The organism is Nocardia arseniciresistens (genome assembly GCF_046764875.1).
In the GTDB taxonomy this organism is placed as follows: domain Bacteria; phylum Actinomycetota; class Actinomycetes; order Mycobacteriales; family Mycobacteriaceae; genus Nocardia; species Nocardia arseniciresistens.
Genome location: NZ_JBKORD010000005.1, coordinates 245,500 through 262,393 on the forward strand (window position 1 = coordinate 245,500; position 16,894 = coordinate 262,393).

General features: G+C 67.8%; 16 protein-coding genes. 13 read left to right on the forward strand and 3 right to left on the reverse strand.

The features are described from left to right. Positions 1–26: 26 nt before the first annotated feature. The 5 genes from ACLMAJ_RS11085 (at position 27) to ACLMAJ_RS11105 (ending at position 7,060) form a co-directional block, all read left to right on the forward strand. Complete coding sequence (locus ACLMAJ_RS11085) at positions 27–1,241, forward strand: MFS transporter (protein ID WP_412013496.1); 1,215 nt, start codon at positions 27–29, stop codon at positions 1,239–1,241. Between the two features lie 279 nt (positions 1,242–1,520). Then, positions 1,521–2,522, forward strand: coding sequence for an alpha/beta hydrolase family protein (locus ACLMAJ_RS11090; RefSeq protein ID WP_412013497.1), 1,002 nt, complete (start codon positions 1,521–1,523; stop codon positions 2,520–2,522). Positions 2,523–2,644: 122 nt separating this feature from the next. Next, on the forward strand, positions 2,645–3,511 hold the full coding sequence (locus ACLMAJ_RS11095) for an arylamine N-acetyltransferase family protein (protein ID WP_412013498.1): 867 nt from the start codon (positions 2,645–2,647) through the stop codon (positions 3,509–3,511). A 72-nt stretch (positions 3,512–3,583) separates the two neighbouring features. Continuing rightward, positions 3,584–5,335 (forward strand): penicillin-binding transpeptidase domain-containing protein, encoded by a 1,752-nt coding sequence (locus ACLMAJ_RS11100; RefSeq protein ID WP_412013499.1) that lies wholly within the window; start codon positions 3,584–3,586, stop codon positions 5,333–5,335. Positions 5,336–5,422: 87 nt separating this feature from the next. Then, complete coding sequence (locus ACLMAJ_RS11105) at positions 5,423–7,060, forward strand: serine/threonine-protein kinase (RefSeq protein WP_412013500.1); 1,638 nt, start codon at positions 5,423–5,425, stop codon at positions 7,058–7,060. Positions 7,061–7,091: 31 nt separating this feature from the next. Here ACLMAJ_RS11105 and ACLMAJ_RS11110 read toward each other — a convergent pair whose 3' ends face one another. Next, positions 7,092–7,946: a helix-turn-helix transcriptional regulator gene (locus ACLMAJ_RS11110; RefSeq protein ID WP_412013501.1), complete on the reverse strand. Its 855-nt coding sequence runs from the start codon at positions 7,944–7,946 to the stop codon at positions 7,092–7,094. Positions 7,947–8,087: 141 nt separating this feature from the next. On the opposite strand from ACLMAJ_RS11110, the gene ACLMAJ_RS11115 reads away from it, so the two are divergent. The 6 genes from ACLMAJ_RS11115 (at position 8,088) to hisH (ending at position 13,379) form a co-directional block, all read left to right on the forward strand. Then, entirely contained in the window at positions 8,088–9,128 is a 1,041-nt protein-coding gene (locus tag ACLMAJ_RS11115) for an aldo/keto reductase (RefSeq protein WP_412013502.1), read from the forward strand. A 34-nt stretch (positions 9,129–9,162) separates the two neighbouring features. Next, positions 9,163–9,450 carry a putative quinol monooxygenase gene (locus tag ACLMAJ_RS11120; RefSeq protein ID WP_412013503.1) on the forward strand — a complete coding sequence of 96 codons (288 nt, stop codon included), beginning with the start codon at positions 9,163–9,165 and terminating at the stop codon, positions 9,448–9,450. A 115-nt stretch (positions 9,451–9,565) separates the two neighbouring features. After that, positions 9,566–10,903, forward strand: coding sequence for a histidinol dehydrogenase (hisD, locus tag ACLMAJ_RS11125; RefSeq protein ID WP_412013504.1), 1,338 nt, complete (start codon positions 9,566–9,568; stop codon positions 10,901–10,903). Further along, on the forward strand, positions 10,900–12,033 hold the full coding sequence (locus tag ACLMAJ_RS11130; RefSeq protein WP_412013505.1) for a histidinol-phosphate transaminase: 1,134 nt from the start codon (positions 10,900–10,902) through the stop codon (positions 12,031–12,033). Before hisD ends, ACLMAJ_RS11130 begins: the two co-directional genes overlap by 4 nt. A gap of 81 nt (positions 12,034–12,114) precedes the next feature. Beyond that, the gene (hisB, locus tag ACLMAJ_RS11135) at positions 12,115–12,747 is read left to right on the forward strand and encodes an imidazoleglycerol-phosphate dehydratase HisB (RefSeq protein ID WP_412013506.1); all 633 of its coding nucleotides are present in this window, start codon (positions 12,115–12,117) and stop codon (positions 12,745–12,747) included. Then, positions 12,744–13,379 (forward strand): imidazole glycerol phosphate synthase subunit HisH, encoded by a 636-nt coding sequence (gene hisH, locus ACLMAJ_RS11140; RefSeq protein ID WP_412013507.1) that lies wholly within the window; start codon positions 12,744–12,746, stop codon positions 13,377–13,379. The genes hisB and hisH overlap by 4 nt, the downstream gene beginning before the upstream one ends. Positions 13,380–13,446: 67 nt before the next feature. Here the strand turns inward: hisH and ACLMAJ_RS11145 are convergent, their stop codons facing one another. Continuing rightward, positions 13,447–13,983: a nuclear transport factor 2 family protein gene (locus tag ACLMAJ_RS11145; protein ID WP_412013508.1), complete on the reverse strand. Its 537-nt coding sequence runs from the start codon at positions 13,981–13,983 to the stop codon at positions 13,447–13,449. A gap of 99 nt (positions 13,984–14,082) precedes the next feature. Between ACLMAJ_RS11145 and ACLMAJ_RS11150 the strand changes: the two genes are divergently transcribed. Beyond that, positions 14,083–14,535, forward strand: coding sequence for a MarR family winged helix-turn-helix transcriptional regulator (locus ACLMAJ_RS11150; RefSeq protein WP_412013509.1), 453 nt, complete (start codon positions 14,083–14,085; stop codon positions 14,533–14,535). 61 nt (positions 14,536–14,596) lie between these two features. Here ACLMAJ_RS11150 and ACLMAJ_RS11155 read toward each other — a convergent pair whose 3' ends face one another. Further along, on the reverse strand, positions 14,597–15,877 hold the full coding sequence (locus tag ACLMAJ_RS11155) for a DUF2786 domain-containing protein (RefSeq protein ID WP_412013510.1): 1,281 nt from the start codon (positions 15,875–15,877) through the stop codon (positions 14,597–14,599). A 285-nt stretch (positions 15,878–16,162) separates the two neighbouring features. Between ACLMAJ_RS11155 and priA the strand changes: the two genes are divergently transcribed. Then, on the forward strand, positions 16,163–16,894 hold the full coding sequence (gene priA / locus ACLMAJ_RS11160) for a bifunctional 1-(5-phosphoribosyl)-5-((5-phosphoribosylamino)methylideneamino)imidazole-4-carboxamide isomerase/phosphoribosylanthranilate isomerase PriA (protein WP_412013511.1): 732 nt from the start codon (positions 16,163–16,165) through the stop codon (positions 16,892–16,894).

Consider the following 16,894-nt stretch of genomic DNA (forward strand, 5'->3'; position numbering starts at 1 on the left):
GAGAAAAGTCGAACTAGGAGAACCGTATGACGACAGTCGCAGCCCAGCCGCAAGGCGCGGCACTGAAAGGCCGGGCACCCAGCGCAATGATCTGGTCGGCGGCCTGGCCGGTGCTGGCAGTGTTCATCCTGTCGAACGCGCCGACCCCGCTCTACGTCGTCTGGCAGCGTTCGCTCGGCTTCTCCTCGGGCACCTTGACCGCGATCTTCGCTTGCTACATCGTCGGCCTGCTCGGTGCGCTGCTGGTGGCAGGCGTGGTGTCCGATCGCGTCGGCCGCAAGCCGGTGCTGCTGCCCGCGATCGCACTCGCGATGCTCGCGTGCCTGTTGTTCGCCACGGCGACTTCGGTATTCGTGCTCGCGCTCGCCCGGCTGCTCACCGGTATCGCGGTTGGCGCGACCGTTTCCGCGGGAATGGCCGCGGTCACCGATATCGGCGGGCCGGAGCGCAAACGTCTTGCCGCGCTGGCGGCGTCCTCGGCGATGGTCATGGGCGCCGGGTTCGGACCACTGCTGGCCGGGGTGCTTTCGGAGACCGTGCCGGGTCCGACGGTCACCATTTTCGTTGTCGAGATCGTGCTGCTGGCTTCGGCATTGGTGGTGGTCGCGCGCTTGCGACTGCCGAAGGGGGTGGGCGGGCGCGGGGCCTGGATCCGAATCCCGGCGGTGGCGCCGGGTGGACGGATGGCGGTGTTGTTCGGGATCGCTGTCTTCGCGCCCGGGATCACCGCGACGTCCTTCGTGTTGTCCCTCGGCCCTTCGCTGCTGTCGGATCTGCTCGGCGCTACCAACCGGGTCGTCGCGGGCGTGCTTGCCTTCGTAATGTTCCTCGGCGCGACCGGCATCCAATTCATGGTGCGGCGGCTATCGATTCGCACCATCATGATCGGCAGCGCCGTCGCGACGGCGACGAGCATGATCGCGCTCGCGGTATCGGTGTCCACCTCGTCCATCGTGCTGTTCGGCGCGGCCGCGGTGCTCGCGGGCCTCGGGCAGGGGATGGGGCAGTTCGCCGGACTGACGGCGATCAGCGCCGCCGTGCCCGCCGCGCGGCTGGCCGAGGCGAACGCCGCCCAGAACGTCGGCGGTTACGTGCCCGCGGCAGTGCTGCCGCTCGCGGCCGGGTTCCTCAGCGACGCAATCGGATTGACCAGCGCCGCCGCCTCCTTCGCGATCGTCGTGTTCACCGCAGCCGTCGCTGGCGGAATCCTCGTCGGCACCCGCGCCGCCGGGCGCAGATAGCGCCGTGCTGCCGGGTACGGCTGCATGGTGTGCCGCCGGGCGGGAAAGTGGTGTGCTGCTGGGCGGGAAGGTGGTGTGCTGCTGGGCGGGAAGGTGGTGTGCTGCTGGGCGGGAAGGTGGTGTGCTGCTGGGCGGGAAGGTGGTGTGCTGCTGGGCGGGAAGGTGGTGTGCTGCCGGGCGGGAACGGTGATGTGCTGCTGGGCATAGCTGGTGGCGTGCTTGCGGGCATAGCTGGCGGCGTGCCGCCGGATATAGATAGCGCCGTGGCATCATTCGAGCATGACGCGCGGATACGGACTGCTCGTGGTGTGTGGTGCGGTGCTGAGCGTGCTCGCGGCGACCAGCCTTGTCGCGCCGACGGTTTCGGCGGACCCGGAATGTCAGGTACGGGTCGCGGTGCGGCCGGTGACGCTGACCGTGGACGGCGAGGATGCGACCGGGCTGGTCTACGAGCCGTATCGGTGCGCGCCCGGCGATCTCGTGCCACGGGATCTTGTCACCGCCGTGCACGGGCACGACGGTTCGGCCGCCGACTACGCGGGCTATCTGACCTCGATCGCGCAGCGGACGGGGACGCCGATCGTGTCGATGGATCTGCGCAGCGCGACCAGCGAGTGGAAGACCGGCGAATGGAACCTGTGGGCAGGCTGGCGTGACATCGTTGCCGCCACCCAGTGGTACAAGAACGAGCACACCTCGATCGTCCGCACCGTGCTGTGGGGCTGGAGCCAGGGCGCCATCATGAGCGGCCTCGCGGTCGCGCACGGCCCTCGCGGGCTGTTCGACTACTGGGTCGACAACTATGGTCCCGCAGACGATTTCACGATGTGGCTGGCCTCCGCCGGTGTCGACCCGAAACTGCTGGCGCAGATCGAACACGACGCGGGCGGCTGCTCGCCGGCCACCTGCCCAGGGGCCTACCTCGAACGTTCGCCCGCACTGCTCGCGGGCCGGATGGACATCGAACGGGCATTCCTGGTGCACGGCACCTCCGACGATGTGGTGCCGTACGCGACCAGCGTGGAGATGCGGGCCGGTCTGCTCGCCGCGGGCAAGCCGACCTCGATGTACACCGTCGTCACCGGCCGTAACCTCAACGGAGCCGTGGTGCCCGGCGACCACAGTGTCGGCCCGGCGTTCTTCGAAGGCGGCTGCGTGGTCGAGCGTCTGCTCACCGGCACCGAGCCCGCCGACGGCCCGGACCGCGATTACCTCGTCGATGTCGCGCACGGCGTCGTGACCGCACCCGCCGCTCCGTCCAACGCGAAGTGCGCTGCCTGAATCATGTTGATGAAGGCCGACCCTGGCCTGGCCGACAGGATCTGTCCATGCGGCAACCGCGAAGGAACAGTTCACGCAGCCGCGTGGTTGCGTTGATCGAACGGACACGAGGAAGAGGTGTGATGAGCAAGCCCGACGATCCCGCCTACCACTGGAGCGGCGAAGAGCTGGACCTGGACGCCTATCTGACCAGAATCGGATTCGATGGTGACCGCAGCCCGACCCTGGCGACCTTGCGGGCACTGGTCTACGCGCACACCACGACGATCCCCTTCGAAAATCTGGAGATTATTCTCGGCCGTGGTATTCCGCTCGATCTGGAGTCCTTGCAGAACAAGATGATCCGGCAGCGCCGCGGCGGCTACTGCTATGAGAACGTCGGGCTGTTCGCGGCCGTGCTGGAGCGGCTCGGTTTCGGTGTCACCGGCATCAGCGGTCGCGTGACCATGGGGTCGGACGCCGGTCTTCGTCCCGCCACGCACGCGCTGCTGCGCGTGACGACCAGCGATGACGACCGGGTATGGCTCTGCGACGTCGGTTTCGGTCACGGTCCGCTGGAGCCCTATGAGCTTGCCGACGATCGCGGTGAGTTCGCCCTCGGCGATTGGCGATTTCGGCTGGAGCGCACCAGCGGCGAGTTGAACAGTGACCTGTGGGTGCTGCACCAATTCGGCCGCGACGGCTGGATCGATCGCTACACCTTCACGGTCAGTCCGCAGTACCGCATCGACTTCGCGGTGGGCAATCACTTCGTGTCGACCTCGCCGCGTTCGCCGTTCACCATGCGGCCGTTCGTGCAGCGATTCCTCCCGGATGCCCATCACGTACTGGACGGCACCATCTGGACCGTCGAGCGCCCGGACGGCTCGAGCGAAGTTCGCGAGCTGGTACCCGCCGAGCTGCCGAAGATCCTCTCGGACGTCTTCGACATCGATCTCACAGATGTCGACGCCGCGGCGCTGGCCAAGGCGCCCTGGATCAAGGACTGACCCGACGCCTACCGCGGATCGGCGGCACGCGGTTACCCCGCTGTGCCGCCATCGCCCGATACAGTCGGCTAGGTGCGCACCCACCGGAAGGTCCTCGTCCTGTTCGCCGCGCTCGCCTCGGCGCTGGCCGGTTGCAGCTCCGGCCCGAACCAGCCCGACACCGTCGCAGGACAATTCGCCGACGCGCTGAACCGCGACGACATCGCCGCCGCGGCGGCATTGACCGACGATCCGACCAGGGCGGCGGACTCGTTGAACGGGCTCTACGACGGCCTCGGCAAAGAAGTGACGTTCGAGGTCGGCTCGGCCGACAGGAACTCCTTCACCCTCGCGGCCACCTGGAACCTGGGACCCGACGGCAAGAACAAGTGGAGCTACACCACCACCGGCACCGCGAACGACACCGGCGACGGATGGAAGGTCAAGTGGGAACCCGCCGCCATCGCGCCCGGCCTCGACATCGGTCCACTGACCTACGATCCGGTCTATCCCAAGCCCGCGCGCATTCTCGACGCATCGGGCGGTGAACTGATGACCCAGCAGGTGGTGACGCTGGTGAACGTGAGCCAAGGCGCCGACACCGCCGCGGTCGCCGCGCTTATCGCTCCGCTCGCGCCGGGTCTCAGTGCGCAGTCGTTGGAGTCGGATCTGGCCGCCGCGCAAGGCAAGCCGATCACCGCGATCAGTCTGCGTGCCGCCGACATCGCACCGGTCCAGGCCGCGCTGGAGACGACCCGCGGAGTCACCCTCGCGCCGCAGACCCGGCTACTGGCCAACGACAAATCGCTCGCGTCTCCGACGCTGTCCGGCCTCGACGACCTCTGGCAGAAATCGACCGCCGCCGCGACAGGCTGGGCGGTGCGCGTCCCGATTCCGGACGGCACCAAACGCCTCGCCGGTCAGGACGCGCAGCCGACCCCCGACATCGCGACCACACTGAGCATCGACCTCCAGCACGCCGCCGAGGACGCGCTGACGCCGATCGCCGAGCCCGCCGCGATCGTCGCGCTGCAACCCTCCACCGGCAACGTGCTCGCGGTCGCCCAGAACGCCGCCGCCGACGCACAGGGCCCGATCGCGCTCACCGGTCTGTACCCGCCCGGCTCGACCTTCAAGACCGTCACGGTCTCCGCCGCGTTGCAAGAGGGTTCGGTCACTCCGGACACGGTGCTGCCGTGCCCGGGAGTCGCGAACATCGAGGGCCGCCGGATCCCCAACGACGACAACTTCGATCTCGGTCAGGTTCCCCTCCATACCGCCTTCGCCCGCTCGTGCAACACCACCATGGGCGGCTTAGCCGTGAAATTGCCTGCGGACGCACTGACGAATGCAGCAACACAGCTCGGCCTCGGTATCGACTACGTCACACCCGGTCTGACCACCGTCACCGGCAAGGTGCCGCCCGCGGCCACTCCCGCACAGCGGGTCGAATCGGGCATCGGTCAGGGCCAGGTGACGGCATCGCCGTTCGGGATGGCGCTGGTCGCCGCGTCGCTCGCGCGCGGTTCGGTGCCCGCGCCCGCGCTGGTGAAAGAGCAGCCGGGCGTCGCGGACAAAACCCCGGAGCCGTTGCCGCCGAACGTCGATGACCAGGTGAAATCCATGATGCGCGAGACCGTCACCGGAGGCACCGCGACCTCGCTGCGTGACATCCCCGGCCTGCTCGGCAAGACCGGCACCGCGGAGTACATCGACGATAAGCACGCACACGGCTGGTTCGTCGGGGTCGATGGGGATCTCGCGTTCGCGGTGTTCATCAGCGATGCGGGCAGCTCGGGACCGGCGGTGGAGGCTGCGGGACGTATGCTGCGGATGCAGCGATAGTCGTTGCGCCGGTATGGGCGGCGGATATGTCCCCGCTGGCGCGTGCCCCGGTTCGGGGGACCGCTACACTCGTCCCGATACGCGTGAGTGGTCAATACGCGGTATGTCACGATTTCGAGAAGGTTCGGAGTAGGCGTCATCGATACCGGTCAATTGATCGCGGAACACTACCGCCTGGTCGAGCGGATTGGTAGCGGCGGCACAGGTGTCGTCTGGCGTGCCATGGACGAACGGCTGCAGCGCTCGGTAGCGGTCAAACAGATCCTCATTCGGCCCAGCTTGCCTGCGGCGGATCGCGATGTCATGCGTCAGCGAGCCATCCGCGAGGCGCGCAATGCGGCTCGATTCCAGCACTCGAACGCCATTGTGGTGTTCGACATCACCGAACACGAGGGCGACCCGTGTCTGGTGATGGAGTACCTGAAGTCCCGCAGCCTGGCCGCGGTGATCTCCGCGCAGGGCATGCTTGCGCTGCCACAGGTCTCGCGGATGGGCGAGCAGGTCGCCTCGGCCCTGATCGCCGCACACCAGGCGGGCATCGTGCACCGTGACGTCAAGCCGGGCAATATCCTGCTCGACGACCACGGCACCGTGAAGATCACCGACTTCGGCATCTCGCGCGCGACCGGTGACGTCGCACTCACCGAGACCGGCCTGATCTGTGGCACGGCAGCCTATCTCGCGCCGGAATGCGCTCGTGGCGCCGATCCCACGCCCGCGTCGGACGTATTCTCTTTGGGCGCAACCCTTTTCCACGCACTGGAGGGCGAGCCGCCCTACGGCGCGAGCGCCAATCCGCTCGCGGTGCTGTACGCGGCCGCCAACGGTCAGGTGAGCGAGCCGCGGCATGCGGGCCCCGCCACCGATTTCCTGCTGCAACTGCTGAGTCCGGAACCCGAGGACCGGCCGACCATGCGTGCGGCGCACGACCATCTCGCCGCGCTCGCGGACTCCGGTTCCACGCCGGTGCCCGCCGGGTTCGTCCCCGCCAGTGAGGCTTTCGGCAGGCGCAGGGCCGGTGAGCCGGAATCGGCAACTCGCGCGCTGCGACCATCGGTGCACGCGTCGACGCAGTACGCGCCCACCGAACGGCAGTCACGTCCGGCGCCGCAGCCGCGAAACACCAGGCAGCCCAACACGGGAGCGCATCCGCGCACCGCGGCCCACCCCCGGACGGCGACGCATGCGCGTCCGGTGCAACAAAAGTCGGGCGGCAAGCGCAGGGCCGTGTTGATCGGCGCTTCGATTGGTGCGGTAATCGCCGTGGTCGCATTGCTGATCGGCGCACTGAACCAGGGCGGCGGCGCACCATCGGGGCAGGCGAGCCCGCCGTCGACGAGTACATCGTCGGGTGCCACGAGCTCCGCTGTCACCCCGGGCGCACCCGGCCAAACGGCCAATACCAGCACGGTCGATTGGGGATCCGCCGGACAGCTGGTGGTGGATTTCTACAACGACCCCACCGGTTCCTGGTCGATGCTCACGCCCGCGGCGCAGAAGGTATACGGCAGCGAGCAGGCCTTCAAGCAATACTGGAGCACCCGCACCATCGACTCTTTCAGCAATATCGACGCCTACAAGCGCGCCAACAACGCCGACGGGTCGGTCGACATGCGGATGGGTGACCTCACCGTCAACGGTCAGTCCAAGGCGTTGACCCTGCGGGTGGTCAGCACCAGTGGCGGCAAGCTGCTCATCGATAGCGACACCAAGGCTGCGGGCTGATCGGTCGCGGTTGCTCGCGAACCGCCGACGCTCACCGCAGCGGCGAACTCGCTGTGCTCTCCCGCCACGTCGCCAGCAACTGCAACGCGGTGGCGCTCGCCGAATCCGCTTCGGTGGTGTGCATGATCAACGCCTGGTCCGGGTCGTCGGGTAGTCGTAGCGTTTCGAAGCCGAGATCCAGCCTGCCGACCACCGGGTGCAAATACACATAGCGGCCGTGGGTTTTGTCCTTCAGTTCGTGCTTGTCCCAGTACTTGCGGAATTCCGCGTCGTCGCCGAGCTCGGCGAGCAGTGCGGTGATGGCTTCGTCGCCGGGGTTGCGTGCCGCGTCGAGGCGCAGGTAGGCGACGACGTCGGCGGCCTTCGCCGGCCAGTCCTCGTAGAGTTCGCGCATGCCTTCGTCGAGGAAGACCAGGCGGGCCAGGTTGCGTTCGCGGGGTGGTAGCGCGCCGAAGTCGGTGATGAGCGCCGCCGCGAGTGAATTCCATGCCAGTACGTTGGTACCGCGCCCGACCACATAGGCGGGTACATCGCACGCGGCGTCGAGCAGCCTGCGCAGACCAGGACGCACCTGCTGCTCGCCGTCCGGTTCTTCGCCCGACCACGGCCGAGCCAGCCGGTACAGGTGATCACGTTCCACCGGGTTCAGCCGCAGCGCCTGCGCGACCGCGTCCAGCACCGACTCCGAAAAGTGCAGCGTGCGGCCCTGCTCGAGGCGCACATAGTGATCGACGCTCACTCCCGCCACCATCGCGAGTTCCTCGCGGCGCAGGCCGGGCACTCGGCGGCGGCTGCCGTAGTCGGGCAGGCCGACCTCCTCGGGGCGCAGGCGCGCACGCCGGGAGCGGAGGAATTCGCCGAGTTCGGCACGTCGATCCAGACTCACGACACCAGTATTACCGCGCGGTTGTTCGCGAGGGTGGTCACGAGATGCCCAGGCACGCGCGGCGCTGTTTACGATCGTCGCGTTCGTCGACAGTTGTGGTCATCGCCGGAACGGTTCCGGCAAGGACTGGAGACACACACCGTGAACACCACTCGCCCCTTCGGCGATACGGGCATGAACCTCACCCCGCTCGGCTTCGGCACCTGGGTGATCGCGGGCTCCGGCTGGCAGTACTCATGGGGCGTCACCGACGACGCGGACTCGATCGCCGCTATCCGGCACGCGATCGGCGCGGGTCTCAACTGGATCGACACCGCACCCGCTTACGGTCTCGGCCACGCGGAGGAACTCGTCGGCCGCGCGCTCGCCGACCTCCCCGAGGCCGAACGGCCGTATCTGTTCACCAAGACCGGTCTGATCTGGTCGGAAGGCGACGATCGCAGCGGCCCGCCGCGCCGGATCATGCGGCCCGACACCGTGCGCCAGGAACTCGAGGGCTCGTTGCGTCGGCTGCGGGTCGATCACATCGACCTCTACCAGGTGCACTGGCCGGACACCGGCGCGGTGTTCGTCTACGGCGCGGAAGGCGAGGCGGCGGGCGAGGTGACACCGCTGGCGGAGTACTGGCAGGTGATGGCCGACCTGAAGAAGGAAGGCAAGGTCCGCGCGATCGGACTGTCCAACCACGATGCCGCGCAGCTGACGGTCGCCGAAAGCATCGCCCATGTCGATGCGATCCAGCCGCCGTTCTCGGCGATCAACCGCTCGTCGGCACCGGAAATAGCCTGGGCGAAGCAGCGCGGCACCGGGGTGATCGTGTACTCGCCGCTGCAATCGGGCCTGCTCACCGGCGCGTTCAGCGAGGAGCGTGCCCGCGATCTCGGCGTCGACGACTGGCGTTCGGCGCACCAGGACTTCACCACCGGCCTGGCCGCGAACCTCGCCCTTGTCGAGGCGCTGCGACCGATCGCGGCGCGGCACGGCGTCGGGGTGGCCGAGGTGGCGCTCGGCTGGGCCTGCGCGTGGCCGGGCGTGACGGGCGCGATCGTCGGCGCGCGCAACGTCGGGCAGATCGACGGCTGGATCGGCGCTCGCGGTCTGGAGCTGACGCCCGAGGACTTCAGCGAGATCGCCGCCGCGATAACCACTACCGGCGCCGGCGCCGGCCCCACACAGGCGTGACCCGCGACCTGCTCGACACTGAAAAGAGAATCCGATGAACCTGCACGTTGTCGCCGAATTCCGCTCCGCGACCGGACAAGAGGACCGTCTGCGCACCGCCCTCGAAGCAATGATCGAACCAACGCTGGCCGAACCGGGCTGCCTCGGCTACCAGCCCTACACCGACCCCAACGATGCCGCCCGCATGGTTCTCGTCGAGGAATGGACCAGCCAAGCGGCCCTCGACGAGCACTTCACCACTACCCACTTCTTCCATGTGCGTGATGTGCTCGCGGAAATCCTGGCGGAGCCGATGATCATCAAACGGCTCACCGCGGTGTGAGCGAACCGCAGCGGATAACCGGTGGCACTCGCCCGATAGGCTGGTACCCGTAGCGGGCCGGGCAATACCGACCGCTCGGTGTCCACGAACCAGTACAGACAGGACCGCAGACCCCATGACATCCCGCATCGAGCTCGCCCGCGTTGATCTGCGCGGTCGCACTCCCTCCGCTGCCGAGCTGCGCACCGCGCTGCCGCGTGGAGGGGTCGACGTCGATTCGGTACTGCATCAGGTGCGGCCGGTGGTCGAGGCGATCCGTGATCGTGGTGTCGAGGCCGCACAGGAATTCAGCGGGAAGTTCGACGGGGTGATTCCGGCGAGTATCCGGGTGCCCGCCGCCGAGCTCGATGCCGCGCTCGAAAACCTCGGCCCGGCCGTGCGGGCCGCGCTCGAGGTCGCTATCGAACGCACCCGCAAGGTGCACGCGGACCAGCGCCGCACCGACACCACCACCCAGGTGGTGCCGGGCGGCACGGTGACAGAGCGCTGGGTGCCCGTCGAGCGGGTCGGGCTCTATGTTCCTGGCGGCAATGCCGTCTACCCGTCGAGTGTCGTGATGAACGTCGTTCCCGCGCAGGCGGCCGGGGTGGAATCCCTGGTTGTCGCCTCGCCGCCGCAAGCACAGTTCGATGGACTTCCGCACCCGACGATCCTGGCGGCCGCCAAGCTGCTCGGTGTCGAGGAAGTGTGGGCGATCGGCGGCGCGCAGGCGGTGGCGCTGCTGTCCTACGGCGGCATCGATACCGACGGTGCCCAGCTGGAGCCGGTCGATCTGATCACCGGTCCCGGCAATATCTATGTCACCGCGGCCAAGCGGTTGTGCCGCGGCCTCGTCGGCATCGACGCCGAGGCGGGGCCGACCGAGATCGCGATCCTCGCCGACGCCACCGCCGATCCGGTGCACGTGGCCGCCGATCTGATCAGCCAGGCCGAACACGACGTGCTGGCGGCCAGTGTGCTCGTCACCGACAGCGCCGAGCTGGCCGATGCCGTCGATACCGCGCTCAGCGCGCAGATGACGGTGGTCAAGCACGCGGAACGCGTCGCGGAAGCGTTGCGTGGCAAGCAGTCCGGGACGGTGCTCGTCGACGATATCGAGCAGGGCCTGCGCGTGGTGAATGCCTATGCGGCCGAACACCTGGAGATCCAGACCATCGACGCGCCCGCCGTGGCGGCCCGAGTACGTAGTGCCGGAGCGATTTTCGTCGGCGCGTACGCACCGGTCAGTCTGGGCGACTACTGCGCGGGCTCCAACCACGTCCTGCCGACCGCCGGATGTGCCAGGCACTCTTCGGGTTTGAGCGTACAGACGTTCCTGCGCGGCATTCACGTCGTGGAATACACCGAGGCGGCGTTGAAGGACGTGGCCGGTCACGTGGTCGCGCTGGCCGATGCTGAGGATCTGCCCGCACACGGTCAGGCCGTGCAGGCACGATTCGAGGCGCTGTCATGACGCCGGAAATCACCGTGCCCGGTTCCAGGGTGAGCCTCGACGACCTGCCGTTGCGCGCCAACCTGCGCGGCAAGAAGCCTTACGGCGCACCGCAGTTGACGGTTCCTGTGCAGCTGAACACCAACGAGAACCCGCACCCGCCGAGCCGGGCACTCATCGACGACGTCGCCGAATCCATTCGCGCCGCCGCCGCCGATCTGCACCGCTACCCCGACCGGGACGTGGTGGCGCTGCGGTCGGATCTGGCCATGTACCTCAGCGGCCAGACCGGTGTCGCGGTGGACACCGCCAATGTGTGGGCGGCCAATGGTTCCAATGAGATCCTCCAGCAGTTGCTGCAAGCCTTCGGCGGACCAGGCCGCAGCGCACTGGGTTTCGTGCCGTCGTACTCGATGCACCCGATCATCTCCGAGGGCATCGACACCGAATGGGTCGAGGCCGAGCGCAACGCCGACTTCGCACTCGACATCGACCGCGCGCTGGCCGCCATCGCCGAACGCTCGCCCGACGTGGTGTTCGTGACGAGCCCGAACAACCCCACCGGCCACAGCATTCCGCGCGACGACCTGGCGCGGATTCTCGACGCCGCACCCGGCATCGTGGTGGTCGACGAGGCGTACGGCGAGTTCTCCTCCGAACCCAGCGCGATCGGGCTGATCGACCAGTACCCGACCAAGCTCGTGGTGACGAGGACGATGAGCAAAGCCTTCGCCTTCGCGGGCGGCAGGCTCGGTTACCTGGTCGCCGCGCCCGCGGTGATCGACGCGATGCTGCTGGTGCGATTGCCCTACCATCTGTCTGTGGTGACCCAGGCGGCCGCGCGCGCGGCACTGCGGCACGCCGAGGAAACCCTCGCCAGCGTCGCCGAGTTGGCCGCCCAGCGCGACCGCGTCGCGGCGGCATTGCGCGACATGGGTTTCGAGGTGATCCCCAGCACCGCCAACTTCCTGCTGTTCGGCCGGTTCACCGATGCGGCGAAGACCTGGCAGCGCTACCTGGATCAGGGCGTCCTGATCCGTGATGTGGGTATCCCCGGCTACCTGCGCACCACGATCGGCCTCGCCGCGGAGAACGACGAACTGCTTCGCGTCAGCGCCACCGTGGTCGGCACCGACCTCAGCCCACGATGAACAAGCCCACCGAGCCGAACCGCACGTTCGGCACCGACAAGGCGCCGAACTCGAGGTTCGGTCGCGCGAATGGACGTGAGTATGAGTAGGACAGCGCGGGTGGAGCGGGTCACCAAGGAGTCCAGCATCGTTGTCGAGCTGGATCTGGACGGCACCGGCAAGACCGAGATCTCCACCGGGGTCCCGTTCTACGACCACATGCTGACCGCGCTCGGCGCGCACGCCAGCTTCGACCTGACTGTGCGCGCCGAGGGCGACATCGAGATCGAGGCGCACCACACCGTCGAGGACACCGCGATCGTGTTCGGTCAGGCGCTCGGTAAAGCGCTGGGCGACAAGTCCGGTATCCGGCGCTTCGGTGACGCGTTCATCCCGATGGACGAGACGCTGGCGCACGCCGCCGTCGACGTGTCCGGACGGCCGTACTGCGTGCACACCGGTGAACCGGAACACCTGCTGCACGCGGTGATTCCCGGCTCGCCCGTGTCGAGTCGTGGTACCGCGGGCGCACCGTATTCCACCGTGCTGAACCGGCACGTCTTCGAGTCGATCGCCCTCAACGCCCGCATCGCGTTGCACGTGCGTGTGCTCTACGGTCGCGACCAGCACCACATCACCGAGGCCGAATTCAAGGCGGTGGCAAGGGCTTTGCGTGCCGCGGTCGAACTCGACCCGCGCGTGCACGGCGTGCCATCGACGAAGGGGACGCTGTGAGCAAGAGATCCCTCGTCCTGCTCGACTACGGCTCCGGCAACCTGCACTCCGCCGAGCGCGCCCTGGTGCGCGCGGGTGCGCAGGTCGAGGTCACCGCGGACCCGGAGGTCGCGTTGGCCGCCGACGGCCTCGTCGTCCCGGGCGTCGGCGCGTATGCCGCCTGCATGGCCGGGCTGCGAAAGGTGCGCGGCGAGCGCATTATCGGTCAGCGTCTCGCCGGTGGCCGCCCCGTGCTCGGCATCTGCGTCGGTATGCAGATCTTGTTCGAGCGCGGCGTCGAATTCGGTGTCGAAACCGAGGGCTGCGCGGAATGGCCCGGCGTCGTCGAACGGCTGTCCGCCCCCGTCCTACCGCACATGGGCTGGAACACCGTCTCCGCACCACGCGACAGCACCCTGTTCGCGGGCATGGGCGCCGACACCCGCTTCTACTTCGTGCACTCCTACGCCACCCAAACCTGGGACCTGCCACCGAGCGAACACTTCGCCGCACCCAAACTCACCTGGGCCGAACACGGAGTCCCGTTCCTGGCGGCCGTAGAAAACGGAGCACTCTCGGCAACACAGTTCCATCCGGAGAAGTCCGGAGACGCGGGCGCACAGCTGCTGCACAATTGGGTGAATTCACTGTAGAAAGGCCCGAAGATCCTGCTGTGCTATCGCGCGCGGGTGCTCGCCACGGTTCACTGAATTCCCAACGCTACGGGCGGATGCCGACAGACCAGATCGGCGTGGTCTCCACTCGCGACAGCCGCCAGCCCTCGCCGGTGCGGACCGCGTCGAAGCGGTAGACCTCGCCGAGGGTGTACTGCGGTTGCGGCGCGGTGTTCGGTTCCGTGGGTGCGGGGGCGAAGGTGGCGAGGAGGTTGGCTCGAACGTCTGCTGTATCCCCGTCCACCTGCACCATCACATTGCTGATGAAGTGCTGGATCCGCTTGTCGGCGGAGTGGTTTCGGCTGGCTTGCGCGATCAGTGCGTCTTGTCCTTCCGCCTTGCCTCCTGGGGTCTTCGCGGTTGCGTCGGCGGTGTAGATCGTGCGGAAGTCCTCGAAGCGGCCCTCGTCGAGGGCGCGACCGAGTTGGTCGACCAGTGCGGCGATCTGGTTGCGGTCCACCAGTTCTCGCAGCTGACGCTGCGCCGGGCTGTCCTCGGTGACGGCGGAGGTCGTCGCGCAGGCGGTGGCGAGCAGGGCGAGCGGCAGGGCTGCCACGGAGAGGGCGAGGCGGATTTTGTTCATCGGTCGAACCTTCCGATCAAACGTTGGTCGATCCAACGTTGGTAGCGCCAACGATAACAGATCGTGGGTGAGACCAACAAGTGTTGCTAGATTGGACTGATGGAAATCGCACATGTGGGTGCACCCGGCAGGCTGCGGGCGCTGCCGACCCGACTGGTCAACCAGGTGGCCATCGTGGCCGACCGGGCGGCCGAGCGAGCGCTGGAAAACACCGGGTCGCGCCGCCACCACTACGCTCTGCTCGTCGCGCTGCGCGAGTTCGGCCCGGCCAGCCAGGCCGAACTCGGCAGGCGCACCCGCATCGATCGCAGCGACATCGTCGCCACCCTCAATGACCTCGCCGACCGCGGATACGTCGAGCGCAGCTCCGACCCCACCGATCGCCGACGCAATATCGTCACCATCACCGAGGCAGGCACCCGCCACCTCGAGGAGCTGGATCATCGACTCGACGGCGCGCAGGACGAACTACTCGCGGCACTCACGACGACCGAGCGCACCGATCTTGTGCGGCTGCTGACCAAAATCCTCGACGATCACTCGCGCGGATGAGGTTGCCCGCACCGGCGGCAGATGCCGGGTGCCGACGCCGAGTGTCGGTGGGGCAGTTCGCCTATGCCCTTGCCGGGTCGCTTGCGAATCGAACCCGGTCGGCAGCCTCGAGTCCCGCTTCCCATCCCTCAGCACTGCGAATCGTGATGCCACGGCCCCGCACCGCGGGAAACAGCGTGTCGAAAGCCTCGTCCACCGTACGTTGATGGGACGCGAGCACCGGCAACAGCCTTGCGGCGTCAGCGGATTCGGCGATCGTGCTCTCGTTTGCCGCGACCAAGCGCTCTCCGATTCGGGTGGCGTAGGCGGTGAGGAAGGCCTTGCGGAACGCGCGCGACCGCGACTGATCACTGCGTGCGGTCTGGTTACCGGTGGCGATCATCGTCCTGGTGGCCTGGACGAGAAGCGATGTCGTCAACAGCTCCACGGCGTCCAGATCGCTGTCGTCGCCGACGACCGTCATGAATTCCCACGCCGCGACGAAGATCGCGCGGCAGCGGTTGGCTCGGGTGACCACCTCGACCAGCAGCGCCTTGGCCTCGACATACGGGGTGTCCAGCCAGATCCTGCGCGCGCCGGGCAGGTTGGGTGCGGAGGTATCGGTATCGACGAGCACGCGGTCGAGCGCGTGCTTGGTCATCAGCTCCTGGGCCTTGGCCGAGAGGGTTTCGGCCTCCTCGGGGAACGACGTCGACTCGGCCTTCGCCAGCAGGCCGCGAATGCGACCGAGCATCTTCTCGTCGACGCCGTGGTGTGCGGCGAGGTGTGCTCGCGCGGTGCCGGGCAGCGGCCGTATCAGTTCTAATTTCGGCAGCTGTACCAGCAGCGCGAGCGCCTCGATGACAGAGCTCAGCGCTTCGGCGTTGGTCAGAAGGCGTTCGTTCGCCCACTGGAGGAGATGCGGATCCGACCCCGACCACCAGGTGTCGGCCCCGAGCATTTCGATCTGCGCACGCCAGGTCTCATCGACCGACTCGGGTGTGAAGGGCTGGATATAGGCGGCCATCACATCAGTGAGATAGCCCACCGCGAACTCGTCGACGCGTCGCCGGGCGGCCTGATGAATATCCATCGGTAGCCATCCGTGCTGAAAGACCCGAGCAATGACCTGCTGACTCGCCAGCTGCGCCCCATGCGCCTGCTCATGTGGCAACGGACCGGAACCAGCGAGCTGTCCGAGGAAACGCCGCACGGCAGCAGAATTGCCCTGCGCCGACGCCACGGCCACCGTGATGATCGCGTCGGCGATCTGCGCTGGGTCCGATAGCGCCGCGGTGTCCAATGCCGGGTCATCAGCGCGCTCCGCCCGACCGGTTCGTCGTCGGCGATTCTGTTTGCCCACGATCGGGTTCCCTTCTCGACAGTCTCCGTGCCGTGCCCAGCCATATTGCACCACCTCCCACTGCGCGCCGCCGGTCCATCGGTGCGACCATCGGCCTGCGATGAACGGGACACCACCGACGGACTACTCGCGGTTTCCCACAGCGATGTCCCGTTCGCGCCGGCGCAGCGAGGCGGGTGGGGCGATGTGGCCTGCGGTAGGGGAAGACCGTTCGACTGGGTGAGTGTTGCCGCATATCCGCAGGCCGGAGGTGGGGTGCGCGGAGCGGGCTACTAAGCTGCTGGCGTGAGTCTTGTGCTGCTACCTGCTGTCGATGTCGCCAATGGTGAGGCCGTGCGCCTCGTGCAGGGGGAGGCGGGCAGCGAAACCAACTATGGCTCGCCTCGCGATGCGGCGCTGGCATGGCAGCAGGCCGGCGCGGAATGGGTGCATCTGGTCGATCTCGATGCGGCCTTCGGTCGCGGCTCCAACCGGGAACTCCTCGCCAAGGTCGTCGGCGAACTGGATGTGCAGGTGGAGCTATCCGGCGGCATCCGTGACGACGAATCGCTCGAGGCCGCGCTCGGCACCGGTTGCGCCCGAGTGAACCTCGGTACCGCTGCGCTGGAGGATCCACAGTGGTGCGCCCGCGCCCTCGCCAAGTACGGCGAGCGCATCGCCGTCGGCCTCGACGTGCGCATGATCGACGGTGAGCACCGGCTGCGCGGCCGTGGCTGGGTCAGCGACGGCGGCGATCTGTGGGAGGTTCTCGAGCGCCTCGAGCGCGACGGCTGCACCCGCTACGTGGTCACCGACGTGACCAAGGACGGCACTCTCACCGGCCCCAACCTCGACCTGCTTCGCGAAGTCTGCGCCGCCACCGACGCGCCGGTCATCGCCTCCGGCGGTGTGTCGGCCATCGAAGACCTGATCGCGATCGCCGAACTGGTACCAGAGGGTGTGGAGGGGTCGATCGTCGGCAAGGCGCTGTACGCGGGCCGCTTCACGCTGCCCGAGGCGCTGGCCGCGGTGCGCTGA

Bases quoted from the DNA above. Each gene is read 5' to 3' on its own strand.
- ACLMAJ_RS11085 (WP_412013496.1), top strand. From the start codon at position 27: ATGACGACAGTCGCAGCCCAGCCGCAAGGCGCGGCACTGAAAGGCCGG.
- ACLMAJ_RS11090 (WP_412013497.1), top strand. From the start codon at position 1,521: ATGACGCGCGGATACGGACTGCTCGTGGTGTGTGGTGCGGTGCTGAGC.
- ACLMAJ_RS11095 (WP_412013498.1), top strand. From the start codon at position 2,645: ATGAGCAAGCCCGACGATCCCGCCTACCACTGGAGCGGCGAAGAGCTG.
- ACLMAJ_RS11120 (WP_412013503.1), top strand. From the start codon at position 9,163: ATGAACCTGCACGTTGTCGCCGAATTCCGCTCCGCGACCGGACAAGAG.
- hisD (WP_412013504.1), top strand. From the start codon at position 9,566: ATGACATCCCGCATCGAGCTCGCCCGCGTTGATCTGCGCGGTCGCACT.
- ACLMAJ_RS11130 (WP_412013505.1), top strand. From the start codon at position 10,900: ATGACGCCGGAAATCACCGTGCCCGGTTCCAGGGTGAGCCTCGACGAC.
- hisB (WP_412013506.1), top strand. From the start codon at position 12,115: ATGAGTAGGACAGCGCGGGTGGAGCGGGTCACCAAGGAGTCCAGCATC.
- ACLMAJ_RS11145 (WP_412013508.1), bottom strand. From the start codon at position 13,983: ATGAACAAAATCCGCCTCGCCCTCTCCGTGGCAGCCCTGCCGCTCGCC.
- ACLMAJ_RS11150 (WP_412013509.1), top strand. From the start codon at position 14,083: ATGGAAATCGCACATGTGGGTGCACCCGGCAGGCTGCGGGCGCTGCCG.